Raw genomic sequence first — 24,798 nt, forward strand, 5'->3', positions numbered from 1 at the left:
ATCCGGAAATCATGCGCATAGACGAACACCGTCCGCCCGTGCACCGTCCCCCAACCCGTGATCACACCATCCGTGTACGGCCTCTTCGCCTCCAGCCCGAAACCCGAGGCACGATGCCGCCGCAACGCCTCCATCTCATTGAACGACCCCTCATCCAGCAGCAGGTCGATCCGCTCCCGGGCAGTGAGCTTCCCCTTCGCCTTCTGCGCCGCGGTCGCCCGCTCACTCGGCCCCGCATGAGCCTGCTCGCGGATCCGGCGAAACTGCTGCATCCGCTCGCAGGCGACTCCGGTCTCGGTACGCAGGCGCGCCGGTACCGGTTCCTGGACGGTCGTCATCAGATGTCCCCTCACTGCCAACTGTGCGGAGCGCGATAGGCGGCGGCGCGCTCCCACCGGCGCCGACCGGCCGCGGGATGCGGCACGTACTCGCCGGAGAGCCCGGCCCCGGTACGCAGTCTCGACAGCAGGGCCACGGTGAGCGCGGCGAGTTCCGTCGCGTCCGCCGAGCCCCGCTCGACCTTCACCACGTCCAAGTCACGCACGGGCTGCCTCCTCGAGGTCCTCCCGCCACGTTCGGTGCCCTCGGTGCAGCACGGGTGGTCTCCCGCTCGACGCCGCCTCGCACGCCCGCAGGCCTCCGCCGGGACGCGAGCGCCGGCCCGGCGCACCGCCGCGCCCCCGGGCGCTCACACGCCCGCGGCCAGGCTGCCCCCGGGCTCCTCGGACTCCCCGCGCCGCCGGAGCCGCTGCACGGCCCCGGTGTCCCCCGCCGCCTCGCGCGCGGCCAGCTCCGCGTAGCGGCGGTCCATCTCGGCGACGACCTCCCCCGCTCGCTCCGCACGGTAGTCGAGCTTCCCGAGGATGTGCGGGGCGGCGATGAACGGCAGCAGGTGGGCGAAGAGCAGCGACACCTTCTCCTCCAGGTCGTCGCCGTTCGACAGCGTGGCCGAGTAGACCTGCACTCCGGTCCAGGACGCGGATACGACCCAGGCGGTTTCGGCCGGCGTGATGTGGGGAAGCAATTCGCCTTCCTCCTTGGCCTGTTCCAGGAGGCGGCGAGTTTCCGCCAGCCACGCGGGAATGACGCCGCCGCCGAACAGCCGCTGCATCTCCTGTCCCAGGGACAGCCAGGCGCGGGCGCTGATGACCGGATCCCGGCGTACGCGATAGGCGAGGGCCAGGCCCGTATCGATGACTTCCTGGGTGCGGTACTCACTGGCCGGCGTGTCTATGTCGTTCAACTGCTCGGCCAGCACGCCCTCGGCGAGCGCGCGCTTGGACAAAAAGTGAAAGTACAGGGCGCCTTTCGTGACGCCGGCCCGGGCCAATATCTCACTGACGGTCGCGGCTTCGTATCCACGCTCTTCGAAGACGGACGCAGCCGCAGTGAGGATCTGAGCGCGGGTACGGATCGCTCGCTCCTGGCGCGCCACGAGGACCTCCTGTGGTGGACGTTGCCCCGGACACGTCCGGGACCGGGGGCGACGCCGCCGGAACCGGGGATTCGCGCCTTCCCCCCAAACGCACATCCACGATTGCCGCGAGCCCACCGCCCGTTGCGGGAAGAGTTCCGATCATCCCACACCGACCGGCCGCAATCGTGGTCGCTTGTCCTCGACCGACCGGGACCGGCCCGTACGCCGGTCTCGTGGCAGTACCACGCATCGCGCACGCCCGGCCCCGCCGGCGCAAAGCCCGGGTGAATTCACGCCCGACCCCGCGGTGGTAATCGCTTGCGCTCACGCCGGACGCCCGTCCGCCCGGGGCAGCGGCTTTGCCGGCGTATTCCGGCCACGGGCGCCGCCTCCGGCCGGCCGGGCCGCCGCGCACCAATTCGCCCGGACCGGTGCGACAAGTCGCCGCCGCCGAACGGCTCATGGGCAGGCGGGCCACGCGGGGTTTCCCGGTGCCGGCCGGCCGGTGGCCGCTCCGGTTAAAGCAGCCGCCGGATCTCTCCCCGGACCCGGTAGAAGCCGCCGGCCGCCGCGTGCAGAGCGTCCACGACGTAGCGCGCGCCCGGCTCCCGTATCGCGCGCGGGAACTGGACGTTCCAGGAGGGGTGGTAGCCGTCGGACACCACGTGCACGCGCACCCGGCCACCGTCCCGGACGCATTCCACCACGACGGCCCCGGCGGGGGCGTGGGCCACGGTGTCCACCGCGGCCACGGCCGTGGCCGGTGCGTACGTCGGCAGGGCCGCGTCGAGCTTGACGTCCCGGGCCACCGGCACCGTGCCCTGCTCCGCCGCGGAGACGGCCGCCTCACTCGCGTCCACGCACACCAGCGAGCCGTCGGTGGTCACCAGGTACAGCCGTTCGTCGCGGTACTGCATCGACAGCGCCGAGCCGCCGCCCGTGCCGAGCTTCCACAGCCGGGCGCCGTCCCGGTCGAAGCAGTAGACGGAGGACTGCGAGTCGCCCGCGAAGACGAACCGTCCTCCGGGCGAGGTGGCACACGAGTACACCGCGCTGTCGCAGGTGTACGTGGCCTCGATCGCACCGGTGGCCTTCGACAGCCGTTGCGTGACGTGGTGCGCGGTGCCCGCGTACACGGCGTCGTCCTCCTGCCAGCCGAACAGGACGCCGCCCCGGGTGGGCGTGTGCCACAACTCGCCGCTGCCGTCGGGCGCGTAGGCGGTGACGCCCCGGTGATGCCCGTGGTAGACGGCCCGTTCGTCGGCGCGGACCAGCCAGGCGTGCTGGCCCCGGCTGCGGCGGGCCCACTGGTGTTCGTCCTCGTGGTCGATGACGGTGAGCAGGCCGGCGCGGTCCGAGACGTTCAGCACGCCCTCGTGGATGTCCAGCCAGAAGATGTCGACGTCCGCCGCGATGTCGTACGCGGCGAACGGCAGCTTCGAGGACAGGTCGTAGACCCGGCCGTCGTCGCACCCCGCGTAGATCCAGAAGTCGTCGGCGACCAGGCACTTCACGCCGTCCGGCAGCCCGAACCTGGCGAGGACCCCGCCGTCGTGGTCCAGGGTGTAGACGTCGCCCGCCTGGTTGCCCACCCAGCAGCGCTCGTCGTCGACATGGATGCCGAACGCCGAGGAGCCCGTGCGGAACCGCCACAGCACGGGGGCCACCGCGCGCGCCGTGGACGGTGCGGAGGCCACCGACCGCCGGGACACCGCACGCGGGGCCCGCTGCCCCGGCACGGCGGGCGCGTACCCCTTGCGGACCTTCTCCCCGACCTTCTTCGCGGCGGCCGCCTTCGCCTTCTCCCCCGTGGCGAAGGTGGTCCGCTGCGTCTGCCCGGCGGCCCCGATGCGCCCGTAACGCACGGTCACCACGGGGCCGTCGACGTGCACCTCGTAGAACTTGTGCGCCCCGCCGCCGTCTTGCGACAGCTCCAGATACGTCCTCGACACCCCAGAACCGGCAGCCATGGCAGTCCCCTCCCCAAGCCGGACCCGCCCCGTTCCGGCGGGCCCACTACTGCGCATAGTAGAAGGGCCCACTGACATCGCCGGCGCCGTCGGCCGGGAGGGGGGAGGACGCGCGATCAGTCCCGTCCCCGCCCCCGGTAGAGGTCGAGTTCGCCCGCGAGTTCCACGGCCAGGACGGTCGCGGACCCGTCGGTGTCGGCGGCGGCCGGGGCGCTGATCCACACGACGCCCGGTGCGCCCGGTCCCCCGACGACCTGGTGGGCCGGTGACGCTCGCGGTGACGGGCTCGCCCTGCTCGGCCGCGGGCATGTCCGGCTTCACGCGCCGCAACCGGTCCACCCCGGGGGGTGGTGATCTTCAACGTGCAGGCGTGCTCGCCGGTCGTCGCCGCGATGCCCACCGCGGCAACGGGAAGGGCGGGTAGCCCGAGGGCGGCGGCACCGGCGGTGACGCCGCCACGGGACGTTCGTCTGCCGGGCGCAGTGTGCCCGGACCCCTCAGCCGGCCGCGGCCGCGGGGCCCGACGGGTCCCACTCTCGTCTGATCAATCCGAACACCCACGAGTCGGAGACCTCGCCGTTCACGACGCAGTCCTCCCGCAGCGTCCCTTCGCGGACGAATCCGACCTTCTCCAGAACCCGGCCGGATGCCGCGTTGCGCGTATCGGCCTCCGCCTGGACCCGGTTCAGGTCCAGCGTGTCGAATGCCCACCGCAGCAGGGCGTGCGCGGCTTCCGTGGCGTAGCCGTGGCCCCACATCGGGGGGTCGAGGCAGTAGCCCAACGACGCGCTGCGGTAGTCGGGGTCGAAGGAGGTCAGACCGCACCAGCCCACGAAGGCCCCGTCGGAAGCACGGTCGACGGCCACCCGCGCCCCCGTGCCTTCGTCCGCCATCTCCCGGCACCTCGCGAGGAAGCGTTCGGCGCGGGCGCGTTCGGTCCACGGCGGGGAGTCCCAGTAGCGCATCACGTGGGTGCTGCTGTGCAGCGCGAAGAGGTGGTCCGCGTCGGCCTCGGTGAAGGGGCGCAGGTGCAGGCGAGCCGTGTGCAGGGTGGGAGTGGCCAGAGTCATGCGGACCATCCTGCGTCCTCAGGGGCGGGCAGCACACCGAATATCCGCCGGCGGCGTCGTGGCCGGTGAGGGCCGGCCTGGCCGCCGGAGCCCCCGGACGGAGCAGTCCAGCGGGCGGGGCGGGCGCAGAGCCGTCAGGCTGGAAAAATATGAGAGGCGTGTGCGGTCCCTACCGGCACCGGCGCCCGCTGCGCTGGGCCGTCGCCGGCGCCGGAGCCACAGTGGCGGCTGCCCTGACCGCGGGGGCCCTCACCGGGACCCTGTCCTTCGGCGACGGCCCCGGTTCGGGCGAGCGCCCGCCGAAGGCCGCGCCCAGTCCGCACACCCCGGCCGACGCGCTGCAGCCCCCCATCGTCGCCCGTGCGCAGTGGCGCGCCGATCCGAAGCTCCTCGACCAGAAACCGCGCTACGCGGACGCCGTGCACGCCGTGGTCCTCCACCACACCGGCCACTCCAACGACTACGACTGCTCGGACAGCCCTCATCTCGTCCGCGATATGTACCGGACTCACGCCGTCGCCAGGCACTGGGGCGACCTCGGATACAACTTCCTGGTCGACAGGTGCGGCACGATCTTCGAGGGCCGCAAGGGCGGGGTGGACCGCCCGGTGGTCGGGGCACACACCATCGGCATCAACACGGGCACGACCGGGATAGCCGCGATCGGTACGTTCACGGAGGGCGCGCCCGTGCCGAAGGCGCTGCGGAAGTCCGTGGAAATGCTGATCGCCTGGAAACTCGGGCTCACCGGGATCGCCCCCGAGGCCCGCTCCCAGCTCATCTCCTCGAACAGCAGCAGCCGGTTCACGAAGGGCTCCACCGTCAGCGTGCCGACCGTCCTCGGCCACATCGACGCGTACGAGACGACCTGCCCCGGGAAGGCGCTCGCGCAACTGCTGCCCACGCTCCGCAAGGGGGCGGCCCGGTTGCAGAGCAAGGCGAAGGTGCAGATCCGGAAGGAAGGCGGACGGCCCCGAAACAAGAAGGCGGAGGGCGCGGCGCGGCGGGCTCCCAGCGGCCACGCCCGCATCGGGGGCACCGCCGGAAGTGCCTGAGACCGCCCGCCGTCCGCCGGCCGGGCGGCCGCCGCGCCGTCGGCCTTCGACGCCCCCGCTCCGCGGCTCACACGGTGCACGCACCAAGCCCCGGCCGAACGGGCCCGACACCGTCGCCGTACGGGTGATACTCCGGCGCGCACGAGCAGGTCCCCCCTGCCGGCGTGGTAATTCGACCTTGCTCATCCGGCGCGCGGCCCGTGCCCTGTTCCGGCCCCGGGAGGATCGTCATGAACCATTCGCCGTATCTGGTCAGCGACGTCATGACGCACACGGTCGTCGCGGTCGGGCCGGAGGCTTCCTTCAAGGAGATCGCCGCGACGATGCGGAAGTGGCGGGTCAGCGCGCTGCCCGTCCTGGAGGGCGACGGCCGTGTCACCGGGGTGGTGTCGGAGGCCGATCTGCTGCACAAGGAGGAGTACCGCGACAGCGCGCTGTCCGTAGCGGACCGGACCCGGCGGCCGGAGGGCATCGTGAAGGCCGGCGGGGTGGTCGCGCGGGACCTCATGACCACGCCCGCCGTCTCCGTACGGGCCGACGCCACCCTCGCGGAGGCCGCGCGGGCCATGGCGCTGCGGCGCTTGAAGCGCCTTCCGGTCGTGGACGGCGAGGGGCACCTGACCGGCATCGTCAGCCGCGGCGACCTGCTGAAGGTCTTCCTCCGGCCCGATCACGACATCGCCGAGGACGTGCGGCGGCAGGTCATCGACCCCCTGTTCCCCCTCGGCGGGGCCACGGTGCACGCGGAGGTCGACAAGGGTGTCGTGACCCTCACGGGCTGGTTCCGCAACACCTCGCTCGTGCCGCTGGCGGCACGGATGGCACGGGCGGTGGAAGGCGTCGTGGACGTCGGGTTCCGGCTGGAGCTGCCGGACGGCCCGCCCGGGGAGAGCGCGCGGCGGGGCCGGGAGAACGCGGCGGCCCCGGGGCACGGCGGAGACGAGGACCCCGGGGACGCGATCGCGCCACCGCCCGAGGAGCCGACGTGACCGGACCGGGCGGGTTCTCCGCCTCCGCCGCGGCGCCGATCCGGGTCTTCCTGCTGGACGACCACGACGTGGTGCGGCGCGGGCTGCGGGACCTGCTGGAGGACGAGCCCGACATCCGGGTCGCGGGAGAGGCGGCGACGGCCGAGGAGGCCGTGGCCCGCGGCCCCGCGCTCCGGCCCGACGTCGCGGTCCTCGACGTCAGGCTCCCGGACGGCGACGGGATCGCGGTGTGCCGGGAACTGCGTTCGCGGATGCCCGACCTCCCCTGCCTGATGCTCACCTCCTTCGACGACGACGAGGCGCTGCTGGACGCGATTCTGGCCGGGGCCGCGGGCTACGTACTCAAGCAGATCAAGAACTCCGACCTGGTCGCGGCCGTGCGCACGGTCGCCGCCGGGCAGTCGATGCTGGATCCGGCCACGACCGGCCGGCTGCTGGACAGCCTCCGGGGCGAGCCCGAGGATTCCGGAGAGCAGGGGCCGCTTGCGGACCTCGCGCCGCGGGAGCGGGAGATCCTCGCCCTGATCGGCGACGGCCTCACCAACCGGGAGATCGGCGACCGGCTCTATCTCTCGGAGAAGACGGTCAAGAACAACATCTCCCGGCTGCTGAGCAAGCTCGGTGTGGAGCGCCGCATCCAGGCCGCCGTGATCGCCACGGAGGCCGGCGTACAGCCGGACGGCGACGGCACCCGGGACGGGTGAGGTGGACCGGGCGCCCGCGTGCCGGGCCGGTCATCGACGGGTGAGGGGCGCCGACCACGTCACGCACGTGCCGCCCTCCCGCGGAGCCGCGACCGAGAGCCGTCCGCCGAGCTTTTCCGCGCGGTCGGCGAGGTTCGCGAGGCCGCTGCGCCGGCCTCCGCGCGGCATGCCCACGCCGTCGTCCCGTACCGACAACGTGGCCGTACCGTCGGTGACGCTCAGGACCACCTCGGCGGCGCTCGCCCGAGCGTGCCGGGCGACGTTGGCGAGCGCCTCCCCCAGCACCGCCTGGACGGCGTCGGCGACGTCCTCGGGCACGTCCGTGTCGATGAGGCCCTCCAGCCGGACGGACGGGGTGAACCCGAGGGCCGGCACCGCGTCTTCCACGCCCCGGACGACCTGGGCCCGCAGGCCGCTGCCCTCTCTGCCCCGTCCGGCGCGGAGACCGAAGATCGTCGAGCGGATGATCCGGATGGTCTCGTCCAGATCGTCCACGGCCCGCAGCAGGCGTGCGCGGGCCTCCTCGTGCTCGACGAAGCGCAGCGCGCTCTGCACCGAGATCCCGGTGGCGAACAAGCGCTGGATCGCGAGGTCGTGCAGGTCCCGCGCGATGCGGTCGCGGTCCTTCAGCAGGGCGATCTGCTCGGCGTCGCGCCGGCGGTCGGCGAGTTCCATGGCGATCGCGGCCTGCCCCGCGAAGGCGAGCAGCGGGCCGGTCTCCACCTCGGTGAACACGTCGAGCGGGTCGCTGCGGGCGAGCAGCAGCACTCCCCGGACCCCCTCCTCGGCGACCATGGGGACGGCGACCGCGGGGCCCAGCGTCCGTGCCCTGGGCGACCCCGCGGCGATCCTCGGATCACGGGAGAGGTCGGTGCTCGTGAGGGGTTTTCGGGCCTCGGCGGCGGCTCCCGCGAACGATCCGTGGCGGGGCAGGAGCACGCCCTGGTACGTCTCCGCCTCCTTGCCCGAGGCCAGCGCGACCCGCAGCAGTCCGGTGTCGCCCTCGGCGAGGGCGAGGACCCCGAGATCCGTCCGCAGAATGCGGCGGGCACGATCGACGATCATCTCCAGGACGGCGGGCTCCTCCAGCCCGGAGAGCAGGCCCGCGGTGATGTCCGCGTTGGCCTCAAGCCACCGTTCGGTGAACCGCGGCGGATCCGGCCGGCGGATCGGCCCGCTCGGGCCGCGTCTGTCCGGGCTCACGCTCTGTTCACTCACGGGCCCTCCGCGGCACCTCACTCCTTGCCCCTTTCCTCACGTTAGCGGCAGTTTTCCCGTCTTGCTTCCGGAGCACGGTCACCATGCGTAACGGTGAACGGGTCCCCGGTCGGTCCGGCCACCGCCCGGCGGGCAGATCGGTGCCCGAAGGTCCCTGCGATCAACCCGTACGGCCCTCGTGGACCGCACCTGCGCGGCGGCATCCTGAAGCAGCGGCACGGCGAATGCCGCGACGCTCTTCCGTGACCGGGTGCACGCGCCACGACGCGGCCCGGTCGGCTCCCCCGGGGAGGCAGCAATGACAACGCCACACGTGGTGGTCGGCGTGGACGGGTCGGATCCGAGCATGGCGGCCGTCCGGTGGGCGGCGGCGGAAGCGGCCTCGCGCCGGATCTCCTTGCGTATCGTCCACGCCGAGGCGTCACCGGCACGGAGCCCCCAGGGCAGCCCCGGCGGCTCACTGCACGAGGAGTGGGTCCGGGACCGGATCGCCACCGCATGCCGGGAAACGGCGGAACGGTACCCGGAAGTGGAGATCAGCGGTGGCGCGACGACGGAAACGGCGGTGAAGGCACTTCTGGAGGCGGCGCAGGACGGGGAACTTCTCGTCCTGGGGTCGCGGGGCATCGGCGCGGCGTCGGGCTTCATGACCGGAAGCGTGGCGTTGCCGGTGGTCGCGCACGCCACCGGGCCCACCGTCCTCGTACGCGAGGACTGGCACCCGGACACCGCGGACGACGATCTCCCCGTGGTGGTGGGGGTCGATCTCGACCACCGGTTCGACCCCGTGCTGGAGTTCGCCTTCGCCACCGCCCACCGGACGCGCAGCCCGCTGCGCGTGGTCCACATGTGGCGGCGCTCCTCCGTCTACGCCTACCCGTCGGCGCTGCCGGACCCGAAGGTCGGCGCCGATCTGAAGGCCGTCGCCCAGGAGAACCTCGCCTCCGCCCTCGGCAGGTGGCGGGCCCGCCATCCCGATGTGGAGGTGGAGCGCGTCCTGCTGGACGGCGAGGTGGCGCCGGGTCTGCTGGAAGAGGCCGCCGGCGCTCGACTCCTCGTCGGGGGACGCCGCACGCACAAGCACCTGATGTTCCCGACGCTGATCGGCCCGGTGACGCATGCCCTGATGCACCATGCCATCGCGCCCGTTGCCGTCGTCCCGCACGAGTGACAGTCCGAGCGTGGGAGAGAAAATGCAGCACCGCAAAGTCAGCGATCTGATGACCCGGCATGTCGTCAGCGCCCGCTACGACACCCCGTTCAAAGAGATCGCCCGCCTGCTGACCGAGAACGAGATCGCCGCGCTCCCCGTGGTCGACGACGGTGGCCGGCCCATCGGTGTGGTGTCGGAGGCCGATCTGCTGCGGAAGGCCAGTGACCAGCCCGGTATCGGCGGGCGCGTCCCCCTGCCGCCTCTCGAGTCGTGGGAGCGCGCCAGGGCCCAGGGCGCCCGTGCCGAGGAGGTGATGTCCGCGCCCGCCGTCTGCGCCCACCCCGACTGGAACGTCGTAGAAGCCGCTCAGCTCATGGAGGTGCAGCACATCAAGCGCCTGCCGGTGGTGGACGACACGGACCGGCTGCTCGGCATCATCAGCCGCCGGGACCTCCTGCAGGTCTTCCTCCGCAGGGACGACGCCATCCGCGAGGAGATCGAGCGCGACGTCCTGCAGGACACCGTGGGCCTGGCGCCCACCCAGGTGTCGGTCGGCGTGGCGGGCGGCCGGGTGACGTTGCAGGGGGTGATCGAGAGCAGGAGCCTGATCCCGATCATCGTGCGCCTCTGCAACTCGGTGGACGGCGTGGTCGGCGTCTCGGACCACCTGTCCTTCCGGGTGGACGACGTGGGCCGCACTCCGCTCGGTGCCTGAGCCCGCGAGGAGGCGGATGCCGGCGGCGCACCGGGACATCGGTACGGCGAGGGCCGTTCAGGCACCGGGGAGCCGGAACCGGCGGGACTCGCCCGGCTCGACGGTGACGGTGCGATCCGGTAGGACCAGGGTCACCGGCGGCTCCGTGGACTGCGGGACGGTGACCTGGAGCCGGCCGGACCACAGGCGCAGTTCGATGTTCCGGTGGCCCCGGTAGCGCACGCGCAGCACGTACTCGGACATCTGCGGCATCGGCACGGGGTCGAGCCACAGCGCGTCCTCGCGGGCGGCCAGGCCGGTCAGCCCGCGCTGGACCATGTCGAGGGTGCCGGCGATGGCGCCCAGGTGGATGCCCTCGCCGGTGGTGCCGCCCTGGATGTCGGCCACGTCGCTGGTGAGCGCTTCCAGGCAGTAGGCCCAGGCCGTGCCGCGGCGGGCCCGGGCGAGGACCCAGCCGTGCACCAGGCTGGAGAGGGTCGAGCCGTGGCTGGTGCGGGCCAGGTAGTAGTCGACGGTACGGAGCCACAGCTCGTCGTCGAAGTGGTGGCCCAGCCTGGCGAAGAGGCCCGCCAGTTCGGCCGGGGAGAAGAGGTAGCCGAGTATCAGGACGTCGGCCTGCTTCGAGGCCCGGTAGCGGTTGACGGTGTCGCCTTCGGCCTCCAGGATCCGGTCGAGGCGGCGGATGTCGCCGTAGCGGCTGCGGTAGCCGTCCCAGTCGAACTCGGCCAGTTCGCCGTAGCCCTCGAACTGGCTGATCACGTCGCCGTGGAAGGGTACGTGAAGGGTGCGGGAGACCTCCTCCCAGCGCGTCGTCTCCTCCTCCCCCAGCCGCATCCGCCCGGCCAGCTCGCGCCGGCGCGCCCCGGGCAGCCGGGCGAGGAGTTCGAGGGCGCGCGCCAGCACCCAGGCGGCCGTGACGTTGGTGTACGCGTTGTCGTCGAGACCCGGCCGGCCGGCATCCGGGTAGGCGTCGTGGTACTCGTCCGGGCCGAGCACGCCGCGGATGCGGTGGCGGCCGTACGCCGGGTCCCAGACGGCGAGATCGGCGAAGAAGCGCGCGACCTCCAGCACCGTCTCGGCGCCGCTGCCGTGCAGGTACGCTGTGTCCCCGGTGGCCTGGCCGTACTGCCAGACGTTGTGGGCGACGGCCAGGCCCACGTGGTGCTGGAGCCGGCTGTGATCCGGCAGCCAGCGTCCCGAGCGCGGGTTGAGATGCACCTCCTGGGTCTCCTCGCGGCCGTCGCTGCCGCTCTGCCAGGGGAACATGGCGCCGCGGTACCCCGCCGCCGCGGCGGCCCGGCGGGCCGCGGGCAGGCGTCGGTGACGGTAGTCGAGCAGGGCGCGGGAGACCTCCGGCAGGTGGAGGTTCAGATAGGGCAGCACGAACAGCTCGTCCCAGAAGACGTGTCCGCGGTACGCCTCGCCGTGCAGGCCGCGCGCGGGCACGCCGGCGTCGAGGTGCGCGGTGTGCGGGGAGAGGGTCTGCAGCAGGTGGAAGAGGTGCAGCCGCAGGATGGTCCCGGCCTTCCCGGGGACGTCGAGTGCGGTGCGCTGCCACAGGCGCTCCCAGGCGGCGGAGTGGGAGGCCAGCAGGGCGGTGAAGTCCGGGCTGCGGGAGGCGTGTTCGCGGGCGGCCGGGAGCGGGCCGGCGATCGCGGGGTCCCGCGAGGTGTACAGCGCCGCGGTCTTCTCGACGGTGACCGGCTCGCCCGCCGTGGCGCGGACGGCCAGGAGCCGGGCGACGCCGCAGTCGCCGAGGCGCACGGTCCGCGAGCCGGTGAGGTCGCCCGCGGTGACCCGGGTGCGGGCCGCCAGCGCGATGCGTACGCCCGAGACGCGGGTGCGGCAGCAGAGCCACACCGTGTCGGGGTCGTCGGCGCCGGTGTGGACGCGGGCGAGGTGGCGGCCGGCGAACGAGCGGTAGCGCGCGACACCGGAGTTGGTGACGGAGCCGTCGAGCGCCGCCTCGACCTCCAGCGTTCCCGACCAGTCGAGCGGGGTCAGCGTGGTGCGCAGGGCTGCCAGGTGCGGCATGCCCATGTGCACGAGTCGGGTCTCGGCCAGCTCGATCCGGCGCCCCTCGGGGTCGGTGAAGACCGCGCCGCGCTCCAGCACCCCGGTACGCAGCCGCAGGCGCTGCCAGTACGCGGCGGGGTCGGCGTCTCCGGTGGTCAGCCAGCGGCCGGGGGCGGAGGCGTGCGGGCGGGCGCGGAAGCGCAGCGGCAGCCAGTTCGGCAGGTTGACCATGTCCTCGTTCTCGACCCGGCGTCCGGAGACGGTGGAGGTGAGACGGTCGTAGACGCCGGCGGCGTACGTACCCGGGTAGTGGGTCTCGTCGGCGCCGGACTCGGGAACGGCGCCGCGTGTGGCGACGTAGCCGTTGCCCAGGGTGCAGAGTGCCTCGCGTAGCCGTTCCTGACGTGGGTCGTAGCCCTCGTACGTCCACGTCCACTCGTCGCTCATGGGCCGAGCAGCTCCGCCGGATCGCGCACCACCAGATGCGCGCCGCAGCGCTTCAGGTCCGCGGCGCCCGACTCGGTGCCGGTGCGGTCCACTCCGACGACCGGGGCGAAGCCACCGGCCCGGCCGGCTTCGACGCCGGCCAGGGCGTCCTCGACGACCGCGGTCTCGTGCGGCTCCGTCCGCAGCCGGCGGGCCGCTTCGAGGAAGAGGTCCGGCGCGGGCTTGCCCTTCAGGCCGAGCCGGGCGCTGTCGGCGCCGTCCACCACACAGGCGAAGCAGTCCCGTACGCCGGCGCGGAGCAGCAGGTCCCGGGCGTGCCGGGAGGCGGAGACGGCCGCGCACGGCACGCCGGCGCGGCGCAGCCGGTCCAGCAGGTGCACGGTGCCCGGGTACGCCTCCACGCCGTGTTCCGCGAGGTGGGCGGTGAAGGCCGCCTCCTTGGCCGCGGCCACCTCCCACACGCTGCCGGTGCCGGGAGGATCTCCGGGCCCGCCGAGGGGCAGAGCCACCCGGCGGGCCGCGAGGAAGTCCGTCGCGCCGTCGATACGGGACTTGCCGTCGACGTGCCGCCGGTAGTCCTCGACCGGGTCGAACGGTCGGCGCAGGGCGGGGTCGTGCGGGCGGGCGGTCGCGCAGGGCGGCGTCGAAGGCGAGTTGCCAGGCGGCGGCGTGGACCCGGGCCGAGTCGGTGATGACGCCGTCGGTGTCGAACACCACGGCGCGCACGCCGTTCCACCGCGGCACGAGCCCGGCGTGGGGCGTGCCGGCCGGTTCGCCGGGCGCGGCCGCGGTCATCGGAACCGCCTCCTCTCCTCCGTAACGTACGGCCGTACCGGCACGGCGGCGGGGACCTGCCCGGGAGCGGCCGGCCGCCCGCGTCCGACAACACCCGGATGCCTCGGCAGGCAGGCCGGACATACGCCGCCCCGGGGACGAGGTCATGTCGATACGTCTGAGACCACATGGGGAGCGCGCCGCCGGTCTCGACACCGTTCCGCAGCGCGGCGCCCTCCCCTACGGCATGTCCTCCGTGATGCGGCGTCCGGTGATGCGCGTGGGGCGGATCGAGACCCACATCTCGCGTTCGCCCCCGGCCCACGGCGAGGCGTGGGCGCCCTCGGCCAGTCTCCGTACGGCGTCGGGGTCGGTGACCACCCGTGCAGGTCCGACGACCAGCACGCTCCAGCCCTGGCCCAGGGCCTCGTCCAGGTGGTCGACCTCGAAGGCGACCTCCGATCCCACGGCCGCCGCCGGTGCCGAGTCCGGCGCGGTCCGGTACGCGATCGCCTCGTCGACGACCTCGTAGTTGACCGGAACCACCGCGGGACCCTGCGGTGTCGAGACCGCCACCCGGCCCACGCCGGAGGCGGACAGCAGGCGGCGGCACTCGTCGGGGCCGAGTTCCCGTATCCGGGGGTGCGCGAGCGCCGGCCCCTGGCCGGGCGGCAGATCGATGCTGCCGCCGCGCAACGCGACGGGGGTCGTGCCCAGCACACCGGCCAGGCGAGCGAGACAGGTCGCCGTGGGGTCGGCCGCCTGTTCTTCGAGGTACGCCAGGTACTCCGGCGCCATTCCGGCGCGGCGGGCCGTCTCCTCCCGGGTCAGCCCCAGGCGTCTGCGCTCCGCCGACACGCGGCGGCCGATGTCACCGGGATGGGGCGGCCTGCCGGACCCGGTCGCGCGCGGTTCGGCGCTCGGCGGCCCCGGCGCCCGGCCGCCCGTACGCGGCCGGCCGGACCCGGTCGTGTGCCCCTGCCGGTGCCCGGAGCCGCGGACGTGGGCGTCGGGGCCGGGAACGACGAGGGTCACCTCGTGCGTGTCCGACCAGCGCACCTCATAGGGGGGCGTGCCGTCCGTGTGGCGGACTCCGACGATCTCGCCCTCGCGTCCGGCGGCTCCGGTGACAGGACTCTCGACGACGAGTCGATCGCCGGGTTCAGCTCGCATGATCGCCACCGCCTTCTCGGAATTACTGCCCTGGCCGACGGTCAGTCCGCGATCTCGATGCGCCGCGCCCCGGCCCTCTCGGCCTTCGGAACCCGGATGGTGAGGACGGCGTTCGGCCTCCTCACATCCGGTCCGGGGACGGCCAGCCGTCCCCCGGGCGGGCGCTCCGTCCGGAGGACGCGACCAGGTCGACGTCGCGCCGGGCGACATCCATCAGTTGCCGGCCGAGGTCGTCCAGCGCCCGGCCCGCCGCCAGTTCGTCACCGATCTCCGGCACGTCCGGGTCCGCGGGGTTCTTGTACGCGTCGCCATACCCGGTGAACTGCGTGGTCGCGGTGTCCAGCACCACGCGGGCCGTCGTCGTCCCCTCGTCCTCGGTGAGGTAGAGGCCGACCTGCCATTTCATGGAGTGCGTCATCGTCCTGCCTCCGCATCTTCGGTCGGAGCGCGCCATCGCCGTGCACTCCGCTCGTGCTCACGCCGGTCAAAGATGCGGCGGCGGCCGGCCTTCAGGCGACGTACCGCAGACGCCGGCTCTTCGAGACCGGCTCCGTGCTCTCGCCCGCGGCGGGAAAGCACCTCTCCTTCCACTCTGTGACGGTGGCCGCACCCGATCACAGGGCCGAAGGTCCCCGCCCTCCGACCGCCCGGCCCTCACCGGCCACGCTCCGGGAGGCCACGGAGATCACCGCACACCCCCGCCCGTACGCAACGGAACACCCCCCTCACTCCGGGTGAGACATGGGGAGGCTCCGAGGTACGGCGGCCCGCCGAGGAGCGGGACCGCCGCGTCGGTCGCCTCCGCTCACCGAGCGCACCGGAACCGTCAGAGGGACCGCTGCCGGTGCTCCTCTGCCAGCCGCTCGGCCATCATCTTCGGGTTCCAGAGCTGTCCCGGGTCGTTGGGCATCGCCGCGTCGTAGAGCTCCAGGCGGGCTTCGGTGGGCATCCGCCACAGCCTGTCGCACGCCTCGGCCGTCTCGGTCACCTTCAGTCCCAGGGCGGCGCGGGTCTCGGGCGAGAGGCTCTTACCGGTGCGGACGCCGCCGGCGTCGATTCCGGGCAGGCCGGTCAGCCACAGGGCCGCCTCCGCGTGGGCGAGGCCGGCGGCCCCGGCGAGATGGGCCGCCGCGTCGGGGTCGAACGGCACCGGCTCGCGGCGCTCCAACTCGTCGGCCAGCCGGCGCAGCCGCTTGACGGTGGCCCAGCCCTTGGGCACCGGCCGGATGTCGACGAACCCCTCCGGCCGGGGCATCTCGCCCCGTTGCAGGAACGCCTTGATCCTGTAGTTCCTGCCTGCCTGCGCACGGGACCACTCACCGAAGTGCATGGCGATGTCCAGCGGCAGCACCTTGCCCTCCGCGATGGACTGCGCCACCGGGGGTTTCTCGTCCCCGTCCTCCCCCGGGTCCAGCAGGCCGCGGTGCAGTCCGGGATCGGTCAGGGGCGAGGAGGCCCAGAAGCGCAGCAGCGCGATCACCGCCGCGCGGTGCGCGGCCGGGGTGACGGCGCTGGCGGCACGCACGCCGAGGCCGCCGATCCGGCCGGCCAGCTCCGTCCAGTCGTAATGACTCCCGTGGACCGCCCAGTGGGCCATCGCCGTCTCGCCGTCGATGGAGCCGGTGAAGAACGCCGCGGCCAGCTCGATCTGCCGGACCATCCCGCCGGTGCCCTCGTGGGAGAAGCTGACCAGCCCGTCCAGGGCACCGTCCAGGTCCGGTTCCTGCACCTCCAGCAGCCGGGGGGTCTGCCGGTCGAGCACCTTCATGAGCCGGTCGCGGTGCTGTATCCGGCGGTCGGTCTCCTGGAAGAAGCCCACGAGGCCGTCCAGGAGCAGTTCGTTGCGGACGTCGGGCAGCAGGGAACCGAGGGCTTTCCGCAGTTCCGACGCGGAGGTGGCCGTCGCCGCCAGCAGTGGACGTACGGTGTCCTCGGTGATCTCCCGCAGCGCCCGCGAGCCCGGAAGGTCACGGGGCGTCAGGTAGTGCCAGAACGCCTTCGGCGGCATGCGCCGCGTGCCCGCGGCCATCGGTGACGCGTGGTTGACGATCCAGTCCTGGTCCATCATGTAGACCCGCCAGTGCGCACCGCCGGTCTCCGGGTCGCGCGCGGTGACGTCGTAGCCGCCGTCCAGCAGCAGTCGCCCGTCCGTGCCGGGCACGTCCATGAGCCCCCAGGGAACAGGGGGCCTGGAGGACCAGCGCGCGTGCGGCAGGGAACCGGTCATCGGGAGAGCGATGCCGTCGACGCCGTCGACGCGGTGGTAGCGGACCTGTCCCGTCACGCGGTCGTAGACGACTCTGAAGCCCAGGTGCCTGCCGTCGGTGCCCAGGGGCGAGGTGGCGGTGCCGGCGGCGACCGGGGCGAGTGACGAGTGCTCGATCAGCCAGCCCTCGTTCTCGCCCAGCAGGGACGGATCGAGGAACGCCGGCAGGTCCGGCTCGCCGAGCTCCTCGGTGACCAGGTCGACGGGGCGCACCACCCGCGACTCCTTGTCCACGCCGGTGTACCACCAGTACGTCCGGCCGTCGTGGAACATGTGGCCCTCGGGGCCGACCCGGCGTTCGCCCACGGTCAGAAGCCGGTGGCCCGTGAACCGGCGGGCGCGGGGCCCCAGGAAGGTGTAGCCGGCGCGCGTCTTCTCACCGTACCGCCACTTCCAGGAGGTTTCGCGCTCCGTGTGAATCTCGGCCGGCGCGCCCGACCAGTACAGGCTCTGCTCCTGGTTGACGGCGTGGAAGACCTGGAACTCGCCCTGGGAGAAGACCGCACGGACGTCGTAGTCGAACTGGGCAGCGCCCTTCGGCACGATGAACCGGTGCTCCGCGATCCGGCCGCCGGGCCCGATCGCGATGGCCTTGCGGCGGTCGTGCACGGTCAGGATGGGCCAGCTTGCCCGGCACCAGTTGTCCTCGCCCTTCAGCTCACCGGCGGCCTTGTCCAGGGCGTCCCAGCCCAGTTCGTCGAGGATGCCCGCGCGGAGCGTCCTGGTCAGCGGGGCCACGAGGTCGATGGCGGCAAGCCGGTCGAGGAGGTCCGGCAGCTCCGCCAGCGCCCGCCGGGACAGCGTGTCGTAGAGCCAGTCGAACGCGTCGAGAGCACTCTGCAGCGTGCCGGAAGCGGCGCAGTTCAACCGGTCGTCGACGATCCCGCGCAGGAAGGGCCTGAGCGGCTCGATCGTCCACGCCCGCGTCCAGCGCTTGTCGGACCACTTGTCTTCGAGGACGGAACGGATCAGCGGGGCGGCGAACCGGTCGTCGGCGGTCAGCGCCGCCAGATCGACGCGGTCGTGCTCCCACCAGTGCCCCAGCAGCAGCTTGGGATCCGGGTCCGGCACCGGAATGCCCGCGGCAAGGCAGCCGCCGATGACCGCCGCGTCGATGCGGTACTCCCCGGCGGTGCCGTTGCCGAGGCGCAGCGGGCCCTCGTCCGGGCCGATCCGTGCGGCCAGGCGGGGCAGCAGGTCCAGCAGCTCCCCGGGGGCCCTGGGCGGACGTTCGTCGGTTCCGCGGTAGCGGCGGAGCATCGCGGTCAGCCACCGGCCGGTGTCCTCGCCGAGCTGGTCGAAGGCGTCCGCCTCGTCGAGGAAGGCGATCCACCAGGGGTCCATGTCCTCCGCGTACGGGAGATCGGCAAGTTGCCACACCAGCCGCCGCTTCACCGCGTCCGACGTGGCGACGGCGGCCAGCCAGGCCTTGCGCTGCGAGGTCCAGAAGCCGTCCGAGGCACGCCAGAGCGCGGGCGCGTCCACGAGGGCTTCCAGCACGGATCCGTGTTCGGCCGCCACATCGAGGCCGGCGGCCTTGGCGAGTTTGGTGAGCTGCTTGAGCATCTCGGGCCAGGGCGGCAGGCCGCCGAGGGTGCGGCGAACGGCCAGCTCGCGCAGCTCCCGGTAGGCCGCGACGGGATCGCCCGGGCGCTTGCCGAGGTCCGCGACGTAGGTCTTGATGTCCTTGACGGACAAGGCCCCGGCGAGGGCGAACTCCAGGAACACCGCGCGCTGTCTGGCCGGGTCGACGGACGGCAGGTGCCGGTCGGCCTGGCGTGCCCGGCCGAACATCATCGCGGCCTGCCGGTGGCGGCCGGCGGCGATGAACGCCCGGCCGACCTGTTCCCAGTAGGCCGGGAGATGGGAGTCGGGCAGCGTCGTGGCGAGCCGTCCGTACAGATCGAGCGCGGGTCCCGGCTTGGGCCGGGCCAGCCGCTCGGCGTGCGCCATCTCCGGCGCCGCCGCGAGGGCTACGCCGGCGTGGGCGGGGTCGTGGAGCACGGCCCATGCCGGGTAGCCGGGCTCTTGGCGGTACCCGGCCGACACCGGCGGCCCGGCGTCGGGTGCGGAGAACCCGGCGGCGGCCAGCACCCGGTCCTCGCCCGGCGCGGCGGCCTGTCCGCTCAGCCGGACCACGGGGCGGGCGCCGAGGAGCGGGTGGGTGTAGCGGCGGGCGGTGACCGCCTCGCCGCCCGGGGTGCCGGCGGGCGCCAGGCCCGTGTCCAGCGCGATCCGGTCACCGGTCATCGGTCGTCCTCCCCGCGTGCACCAGTTCTGCCATGCGTACGCCTTCCGACCAGGCCACGGGACCGATCCGGCCCAGCGCGACGGGCCGTTCGGAGGCGTCCACCCACAGCAGCCGTCCGGTCTCGGCGGGCAGGCCGGGGTCGTCGGCCCCCAGCCAGTAGCGCGCCTGCAGTCCGACGCCGCCGTCGGCGACCGGCACCATCGCGAACCCGCCGCGCATGACGAAGCCGTACCGCGCGGCGCGGGCGGTGGCGTGCCGCAGCTCGGCGAACTCGCCCCCCGCGTAGTCGTCGAGGCCGGTGGCGGCCGGGTCGACGCCGTCCGGCCGGCGGTGGACCTCGCGGGCGAGCTGCGGGATGCCCTGCGCGGCCTCACGGCCGTCGAGCAGGTGCCGCCACTTCTTGGCGTCCGGCAGCAGGACCGGATGCGGCAGGGACACGGGGCCCACCGGTGGGGTGTGCGACGTGCCGTCCAGGTCCACTAAGCCGGTACGTCCCTCCTCGCTCACCTCCGTCAGCAGGCCCGTACGCCCGTCGACGACCACCACGAGGTGCTCCAGGACCGACCGCCAGCCCGGATCGGGCCACACCCGGGTCAGCAGGGCGGCGGGCACCGGTATGCCGGCCAGCAGCCAGGACTCCACGGTGGACCGGCATTCCTCCTCGTGCCGCACCAACCGCTCGCGCAACTCGGACAGCTCCTCGCCCGTCGGGCTGCTGCGCACGGCTCTGGGGACCGACTGCAGAACGCGGCCGCCGGACTTACGGCATCTGAGGGTGGTTCCGTCCAGAGCCAGTTCGTGGTCGTGAGTGGCGGGATGCCACACGAGGGGAGTCAACATGCCCCGCATCGTGTCAGCCCCCTGTGACAACCCTTCCGGGGCGCCGGCCCGGGGCAGGTGTTGCGCAGCCGTGATCTGTCACGGACAACCCTGGCCGTGTCCGCGTGGTCATAGGTGCATGTCCCGTCTCCCCATGGTGCTTGCCTTCCCGCGCGTGCTCCGCCACCTGCGTTCCGTCGGAGCCTCGCTGCCGCCGGTGACCCGACTGAGCCTCGATCGCCCCGATCCCGTGCTGCGGCCGGTGCTCTCCGCGGCGTGGGAGGGCGACCACGCCCCGGCCCGCGAGCTGCTCGCCGACACCCGCCGCCGCCGGGCGTGGGAGCGGCGCGACGAGTGCGTGGACAAGCTCGCCGAGGTCGCCCTGGTCCGGCCCCGGTGGCTGGAGGTCTGGCTGGAGAAGGACGGCGACGATCCGGACGCCGCCCTGGTCTCGGCGGGCCTGCAGATCTGCCGCGCCTGGGAGGCGCGGACCGCCGCGCGGGCCAAGCACGTCTCCCGCGACCGGTTCGCCGAGTTCTTCCGGATCCTGGGCCAGGCCACCCCGGTCATCGACAAGGCCACGGAGCTCAACCCCGGCGACCCGGTGCCCTGGCGCGTCGCCCTGCAGCACGCCCGCGGCACCCAGGCCCCCCGGCCGGTCTTCGACCGGCTGCTGCTGAACGTCATGGACTGCGACCCCGACCACTACGGCTGCCACGCCAACGCCCTGCAGTTCCTCTGCGCCAAGTGGTACGGCTCGCACGAGGAGATGTTCGACTTCGCCGAGACCGCGGCGGCGCGGGCCCGGCCGGGCCGGCTGCTGGCGGCGCTGCCGGTGGAAGCCGTGACCGAGTACCTCACCGAACACCCGGCGGGCCGCGGCCCGGTGCCCCGGCAGCGGGTGACCGCGGCGGTGGACCGCACGCTGGAGGTCTCCGCCGGCTACGAGCCGGGCGACCCGGCCGCGACCCGTATCCGCAACCACCTCGCCCTGGCGCTGGCACGCTGCGGGCGCTGGGAGGAGGCGCTGCGGCAGTTCGAGCTGATCGGCACGGACGTACGGGAGATCCCGTGGGCCTACCTGGACGGGGAGAACGAGGTGCGAGGCTTCGCGGACGCGCGGGAGAACACCCGGGTCCAGGTGGCCAAGGCGGTCCCGTTCTTCTCCCGCTACCGCCCCGCCGCGTAAGTTCCGGGTGGGTGTCTGACGAAGGGCAGGCGATGACCCCGCCCCGGGCCCCGGGTCAGGCGGCGTCCGGGCGGGCGTCGGCGGCGCCGGGCCGGTCGCGGGTGCTGTCGCGGGTCGGTGACGTCGCGGCGTCGGCGGGTCGTTCGTCCGCATCCGGTCCGGCGGCGTCGCCGGTGTCCGTACCGGCCTGCCGGGTGAGGTTGCGTACCGATGCCTCCAGGTTCTTGACCTGGTCGGCGAGGGCAGGGCCGGTGAGACTCGCCCTCTCCCGCAGCAGCGACTCGACCTGCACCAACCGCCAGGTGACGTCGCTGAGCCGTTCCCCGAAGTCGGCGCCGCCGCTCTGGTCGGTGATCAGCATGCGCTGCAACTGCTCGGCCTGCACGGCCAGTTGCCGGTTCTTGCGGTACAGCTCCAGGAAGACGTTGACCTTGGTGCGCAGGATCCAGGGTTCGATCGGCTTGGACAGGAAGTCGGCGGCGCCCACCGCGTAGCCGCGGTAGGCGTAGTCGGGGTCGATGCCCTGGCCGGTGAGCAGGATGATCGGGACGTCCTTGGTCTGGTCGAGGCGCTTGATGTTCGCGGCGGTCTCGAAGCCGTCCATCCCCGGCATCAGGATGTCGAGCAGGACGACGGCGAACTGCTGGCGCAGCATCGCCTTCAGTGCCTCCTCGCCGGAGTGGGCGAACACCACGCGCTGGCCGAGGGGACCGAGTACGGCCGCCAGCGCAACCAGGTTCTCCTCCATGTCGTCGACGATGAGGATGCTGGCCGGGTCCGGGACGGGTGGGGGCGTCGGTGTGGCGGGGGCGGTCATGCGGCACGTCCCGGTGCCGTCGGGTCGTCGCCGCGCGAATCGCCGGGCCGGTCTCGGCGCAAGTCGCCGCGCAAGTCGCCGTCAGGGCCCGCCGCCGGGCGGGGCCGGTTCTCTTCCGGCCCCGCGCCAGGGCGGGTTCCGGCGTCTGCGACCGCGGTGTCCCCGGCACCGGAGTCCGTGGGGCCGCCGGCGCCGGCCGGGCGGCCGCCCGCGCGCCGGTCGTGTGCGTCGAGTTGCTCGTAGATCGCCGTCAGCAGCCGGTCGACGTTGACCGGCTTCGGGACGTAGCCGTCGGCACCGGCCTCGATGGCCTTCTCCCGGTCGCCCGGCATGGCCTTGGCGGTGAGGGCGATGATCGGGATACCGGCCAGGCGCGGCGTGGCGCGGATGGTCCGGATCACCTCGTAGCCGTCGACCTCCGGCATCATGATGTCCATCAGCACCAGCGAGATCTCCGGGGAGCGGTCCAGGACGTCGAAGCCCTCGCGGCCGTTCTCGGCGTACTTCACGGAGATCCCCACCCGGCCCAGCATGTGCGTCAGCGCGAAGACGTTGCGGATGTCGTCGTCCACGATGAGAACGTGCCGTCCGGTCAGCACCCGGCCGGGCCGGCCGCTGAGCCACTGCCGCAGCCGGGTCGTCTCCGGCCAGGTGTCCGTCCGTTCCCGCTCCGCGGGGGCCTCCGTACCGGCCGCCTCGGGACCCACCGCCTCGACGCCCGCCGCTTCGGGACCCGCCGCTTCGCGACCCGGCGGCCGCGCCGTGGTCCGGGCCGCTTCGCCCTCGGCGGCGGCTGAGGGAGCGCGGGCCGCGGGCATCTCCGGCGCCTCGGCCCGGCCGTCCCGCTTCTCGCCCCGCTCCGCGGCGGCCTGCTTCTTCCCCGGCCGGCGCACCTCAGCCGGTTCGAGCGCCGGCGTCGCGCTCCCCGACGCGGCCGCCAGCGCCTTGCCGGGCAACTGCGCCGGTACGTACAGGGTGAAGCGCGAGCCCACGCCCTCCTCGCTCTCCGCGTCGATACGCCCGCCGAGGAGGCCGGCGATCTCCCGGCTGATGGACAGGCCGAGCCCGGTGCCGCCGTACTTGCGGTTGGTGGTGCCGTCGGACTGCTGGAACGCCTCGAACACCACGTCCAGCTTCTCGGCCGGGATGCCGATACCGGTGTCCTTCACGGAGAACGCGACCACCGCCTCCGCGTCGCGCAGCGTATCCTCCTCGAACTCCTCGGACGGGGCCCGCTCCACCCGCAGTTCGACCCCGCCGCTGCTGGTGAACTTCACCGCGTTGGAGAGCAGGTTGCGCAGCACCTGCTGGATGCGCTGCTGGTCGCTGTAGAGCTCGGACGGCACGTCGTCGCCGACGATCACCTCGAAACCGAGTCCCCGGTCGATCGTCAGCGGCCGGAACGTGGCGCGCACGTAGTCGAGCAGTTTGGCCAGCGGGATCCGCTGCGGGCGCACCTCGGTCCGGCCCGCCTCCACCTTGGACAGGTCCAGGATGTCGTTGATGAGCTGCAACAGGTCCGAGCCCGACTGGTAGATGGTGCTCGCGAACTCCACCTCCTGGTTCGACAGCCGCCCGTCGGCGTTGTCGGCGAGCAACTGGGCCAGGATCAGCAGGGAGTTCAGCGGCGTGCGCAGCTCGTGCGACATGTTCGCCAGGAAGTCCGACTTGTACTGGGACGACGTGGCCAGCAGCGACGCCTTCTCCTCCAGCTCGGCGTTGGACTGCTGCAGTTCCTCGGAGCGGGTGCGCAGTTCCGACGTCAGCCGCTGCGACTGCGACAGCAGCGCCTCGGTGCGGGCGTTGGCGAGGATGGTGTTGAACGAGACGCCGATGGTGTGCGCGAACTGGTCGACGAACGTCAGCTGGATCTCGTTGAACTTGCTGAACGAGGCCAGCTCGATCACGCCCAGCAGCCGGTCCTCGAAGAGGATCGGCAGGATCAGGATGCTGGAGGCCGGGGCCGAGCCCAGGCCGGACTCGACGGTCACGTAGTCCTGCGGGGCGTCCTCGATCAGGATCCGCTGCTTCTGCTGCACGGCCTGGGCGATCAGCCCGCGGATCGGCGACTCCGACTGGAGGTCGTCCCGGCCGCGGCCGCCGACCCCGTAGTCCGCGATGAGCTCCAGGCCCTCGCCGTCCGGCGCCGCAGTGTCGACCCGGAAGAACAGCTCGGAGTGCGCGTTCACCAGCGGTGCCAGTTCGCGCAGGATCAGGTCGGCGACCTCCACCATGTCGCGGTGGCCCTGCATCAGGCCGGCGATGCGGGTCAGGTTGGACTCCAGCCAGTCCTTGGTACGGGTCGTCTCCCGCAGGTTCGACACCATGCGGTTGACGTTGTCCTTCAGTTCGGCCACCTCGCCCTGCGCCTCCACGGTGATGGAGCGCGACATGTCGCCCTTGGCGACCGAGCTCGCCACTTCGCCGATGGCGCGCACCTGTGTGGTGAGGTTCAGGGCCAGTTCGTTGACGCTCCTCGTCAGTCGCTTCCAGTTGCCCGACACGCCCTCGACGCGCGCCTGGCCGCCGAGGCGGCCTTCACTGCCCACCTCGCGCGCCACCCGGGTCACCTCGGAGGAGAACGACGACAGCGTGTCCACCATGGTGTTGAGGGTGGTCTTGAGTTCGAGGATCTCGCCGCGCGCGTCGACGTCGATCTTCTTGGAAAGGTCACCGTTGGCGACCGCGGTGGCGACCTGGGCGATGTTCCGCACCTGCGACGTCAGGTTCGACGCCATGAAGTTGACGTTGTCCG

Annotated in this window: 20 protein-coding genes and 1 pseudogene; 6 read left to right on the forward strand and 15 right to left on the reverse strand. The window is 73.0% G+C overall.

The window, feature by feature from the left end:
- From ABGA99_RS35910 to ABGA99_RS35935, 6 genes and pseudogenes are all read right to left on the reverse strand, one after another.
- A partial coding sequence (locus tag ABGA99_RS35910) for a carboxyl transferase domain-containing protein (protein ID WP_347584260.1) occupies positions 1 to 272 on the reverse strand: 272 nt, incomplete at its 3' end.
- 77 nt (positions 273 to 349) lie between these two features.
- Complete coding sequence (locus ABGA99_RS35915; protein WP_347577049.1) at positions 350 to 544, reverse strand: acyl-CoA carboxylase subunit epsilon; 195 nt, start codon at positions 542 to 544, stop codon at positions 350 to 352.
- A gap of 144 nt (positions 545 to 688) precedes the next feature.
- Positions 689 to 1,435 (reverse strand): ScbR family autoregulator-binding transcription factor, encoded by a 747-nt coding sequence (locus ABGA99_RS35920; RefSeq protein ID WP_347577050.1) that lies wholly within the window; start codon positions 1,433 to 1,435, stop codon positions 689 to 691.
- Positions 1,436 to 1,935: 500 nt separating this feature from the next.
- Positions 1,936 to 3,387 carry a WGR domain-containing protein gene (locus ABGA99_RS35925; protein WP_347577051.1) on the reverse strand — a complete coding sequence of 484 codons (1,452 nt, stop codon included), beginning with the start codon at positions 3,385 to 3,387 and terminating at the stop codon, positions 1,936 to 1,938.
- Positions 3,388 to 3,503: 116 nt separating this feature from the next.
- Positions 3,504 to 3,647, reverse strand: a pseudogene (locus ABGA99_RS35930) (alpha-L-fucosidase); the annotation flags it as partial.
- A gap of 237 nt (positions 3,648 to 3,884) precedes the next feature.
- A complete protein-coding gene (locus ABGA99_RS35935; protein WP_347577052.1) occupies positions 3,885 to 4,457 on the reverse strand; it encodes a GNAT family protein in 573 nt (190 codons plus the stop codon).
- A 149-nt stretch (positions 4,458 to 4,606) separates the two neighbouring features.
- Between ABGA99_RS35935 and ABGA99_RS35940 the strand changes: the two genes are divergently transcribed.
- The 3 genes from ABGA99_RS35940 to ABGA99_RS35950 all read left to right on the forward strand — a co-directional run bounded on the left by ABGA99_RS35940 (position 4,607) and on the right by ABGA99_RS35950 (position 7,205).
- The gene (locus tag ABGA99_RS35940; protein ID WP_347584252.1) at positions 4,607 to 5,512 is read left to right on the forward strand and encodes a peptidoglycan recognition protein; all 906 of its coding nucleotides are present in this window, start codon (positions 4,607 to 4,609) and stop codon (positions 5,510 to 5,512) included.
- Between the two features lie 230 nt (positions 5,513 to 5,742).
- Complete coding sequence (locus ABGA99_RS35945; RefSeq protein ID WP_347577054.1) at positions 5,743 to 6,501, forward strand: CBS domain-containing protein; 759 nt, start codon at positions 5,743 to 5,745, stop codon at positions 6,499 to 6,501.
- Positions 6,498 to 7,205, forward strand: a complete 708-nt coding sequence (locus ABGA99_RS35950) for a response regulator transcription factor (protein ID WP_347577055.1) — start codon at positions 6,498 to 6,500, stop codon at positions 7,203 to 7,205. Before ABGA99_RS35945 ends, ABGA99_RS35950 begins: the two co-directional genes overlap by 4 nt.
- Before the next feature lie 30 nt (positions 7,206 to 7,235).
- On the opposite strand, the gene ABGA99_RS35955 is transcribed toward ABGA99_RS35950, so the two are convergent.
- A complete protein-coding gene (locus ABGA99_RS35955; RefSeq protein ID WP_347584253.1) occupies positions 7,236 to 8,423 on the reverse strand; it encodes a GAF domain-containing protein in 1,188 nt (395 codons plus the stop codon).
- Between the two features lie 298 nt (positions 8,424 to 8,721).
- Between ABGA99_RS35955 and ABGA99_RS35960 the strand changes: the two genes are divergently transcribed.
- Together ABGA99_RS35960 and ABGA99_RS35965 are read left to right on the forward strand one after the other, a co-directional pair.
- Complete coding sequence (locus ABGA99_RS35960) at positions 8,722 to 9,594, forward strand: universal stress protein (RefSeq protein ID WP_347584254.1); 873 nt, start codon at positions 8,722 to 8,724, stop codon at positions 9,592 to 9,594.
- A 22-nt stretch (positions 9,595 to 9,616) separates the two neighbouring features.
- A complete protein-coding gene (locus ABGA99_RS35965) occupies positions 9,617 to 10,291 on the forward strand; it encodes a CBS domain-containing protein (protein ID WP_347577058.1) in 675 nt (224 codons plus the stop codon).
- Positions 10,292 to 10,348: 57 nt separating this feature from the next.
- Here the strand turns inward: ABGA99_RS35965 and ABGA99_RS35970 are convergent, their stop codons facing one another.
- The 6 genes from ABGA99_RS35970 to ABGA99_RS35995 all read right to left on the reverse strand — a co-directional run bounded on the left by ABGA99_RS35970 (position 10,349) and on the right by ABGA99_RS35995 (position 20,058).
- Complete coding sequence (locus ABGA99_RS35970) at positions 10,349 to 12,754, reverse strand: glycosyl hydrolase family 65 protein (protein ID WP_347577059.1); 2,406 nt, start codon at positions 12,752 to 12,754, stop codon at positions 10,349 to 10,351.
- Positions 12,751 to 13,206 (reverse strand): HAD-IA family hydrolase, encoded by a 456-nt coding sequence (locus ABGA99_RS35975; protein WP_347584255.1) that lies wholly within the window; start codon positions 13,204 to 13,206, stop codon positions 12,751 to 12,753. The genes ABGA99_RS35970 and ABGA99_RS35975 overlap by 4 nt, the downstream gene beginning before the upstream one ends.
- Before the next feature lie 562 nt (positions 13,207 to 13,768).
- Positions 13,769 to 14,701, reverse strand: a complete 933-nt coding sequence (locus ABGA99_RS35980; protein WP_347584256.1) for a pyridoxamine 5'-phosphate oxidase family protein — start codon at positions 14,699 to 14,701, stop codon at positions 13,769 to 13,771.
- Positions 14,702 to 14,822: 121 nt separating this feature from the next.
- Complete coding sequence (locus tag ABGA99_RS35985; RefSeq protein ID WP_347577062.1) at positions 14,823 to 15,119, reverse strand: DUF1876 domain-containing protein; 297 nt, start codon at positions 15,117 to 15,119, stop codon at positions 14,823 to 14,825.
- A gap of 408 nt (positions 15,120 to 15,527) precedes the next feature.
- Complete coding sequence (locus ABGA99_RS35990) at positions 15,528 to 19,217, reverse strand: hypothetical protein (protein ID WP_347584257.1); 3,690 nt, start codon at positions 19,215 to 19,217, stop codon at positions 15,528 to 15,530.
- Positions 19,207 to 20,058, reverse strand: a complete 852-nt coding sequence (locus tag ABGA99_RS35995; protein ID WP_347577064.1) for a DUF4132 domain-containing protein — start codon at positions 20,056 to 20,058, stop codon at positions 19,207 to 19,209. Before ABGA99_RS35995 ends, ABGA99_RS35990 begins: the two co-directional genes overlap by 11 nt.
- Positions 20,059 to 20,176: 118 nt before the next feature.
- Here ABGA99_RS35995 and ABGA99_RS36000 point away from each other — a divergent pair, with 118 nt between their 5' ends.
- The gene (locus ABGA99_RS36000; RefSeq protein ID WP_347584258.1) at positions 20,177 to 21,226 is read left to right on the forward strand and encodes a hypothetical protein; all 1,050 of its coding nucleotides are present in this window, start codon (positions 20,177 to 20,179) and stop codon (positions 21,224 to 21,226) included.
- 55 nt (positions 21,227 to 21,281) lie between these two features.
- Here the strand turns inward: ABGA99_RS36000 and ABGA99_RS36005 are convergent, their stop codons facing one another.
- Both ABGA99_RS36005 and ABGA99_RS36010 read right to left on the reverse strand, forming a co-directional pair.
- Positions 21,282 to 22,043 carry a response regulator gene (locus tag ABGA99_RS36005; RefSeq protein WP_347577066.1) on the reverse strand — a complete coding sequence of 254 codons (762 nt, stop codon included), beginning with the start codon at positions 22,041 to 22,043 and terminating at the stop codon, positions 21,282 to 21,284.
- The coding region (locus ABGA99_RS36010) for an ATP-binding protein (protein WP_347584259.1) at positions 22,040 to 24,798 on the reverse strand (2,759 nt) is incomplete at its 5' end. The genes ABGA99_RS36010 and ABGA99_RS36005, both read right to left, overlap by 4 nt.

It is taken from the genome of Streptomyces sp. B5E4, assembly GCF_039871555.1.
Lineage (GTDB): Bacteria > Actinomycetota > Actinomycetes > Streptomycetales > Streptomycetaceae > Streptomyces.

Bases quoted from the DNA above. Each gene is read 5' to 3' on its own strand.
- ABGA99_RS35925 (WP_347577051.1), bottom strand. From the start codon at position 3,387: ATGGCTGCCGGTTCTGGGGTGTCGAGGACGTATCTGGAGCTGTCGCAA.
- ABGA99_RS35935 (WP_347577052.1), bottom strand. From the start codon at position 4,457: ATGACTCTGGCCACTCCCACCCTGCACACGGCTCGCCTGCACCTGCGC.
- ABGA99_RS35940 (WP_347584252.1), top strand. From the start codon at position 4,607: ATGAGAGGCGTGTGCGGTCCCTACCGGCACCGGCGCCCGCTGCGCTGG.
- ABGA99_RS35945 (WP_347577054.1), top strand. From the start codon at position 5,743: ATGAACCATTCGCCGTATCTGGTCAGCGACGTCATGACGCACACGGTC.
- ABGA99_RS35960 (WP_347584254.1), top strand. From the start codon at position 8,722: ATGACAACGCCACACGTGGTGGTCGGCGTGGACGGGTCGGATCCGAGC.
- ABGA99_RS35965 (WP_347577058.1), top strand. From the start codon at position 9,617: ATGCAGCACCGCAAAGTCAGCGATCTGATGACCCGGCATGTCGTCAGC.
- ABGA99_RS35970 (WP_347577059.1), bottom strand. From the start codon at position 12,754: ATGAGCGACGAGTGGACGTGGACGTACGAGGGCTACGACCCACGTCAG.
- ABGA99_RS35980 (WP_347584256.1), bottom strand. From the start codon at position 14,701: ATGCGAGCTGAACCCGGCGATCGACTCGTCGTCGAGAGTCCTGTCACC.
- ABGA99_RS35985 (WP_347577062.1), bottom strand. From the start codon at position 15,119: ATGACGCACTCCATGAAATGGCAGGTCGGCCTCTACCTCACCGAGGAC.
- ABGA99_RS35990 (WP_347584257.1), bottom strand. From the start codon at position 19,217: ATGACCGGTGACCGGATCGCGCTGGACACGGGCCTGGCGCCCGCCGGC.
- ABGA99_RS35995 (WP_347577064.1), bottom strand. From the start codon at position 20,058: ATGTTGACTCCCCTCGTGTGGCATCCCGCCACTCACGACCACGAACTG.
- ABGA99_RS36000 (WP_347584258.1), top strand. From the start codon at position 20,177: ATGTCCCGTCTCCCCATGGTGCTTGCCTTCCCGCGCGTGCTCCGCCAC.
- ABGA99_RS36005 (WP_347577066.1), bottom strand. From the start codon at position 22,043: ATGACCGCCCCCGCCACACCGACGCCCCCACCCGTCCCGGACCCGGCC.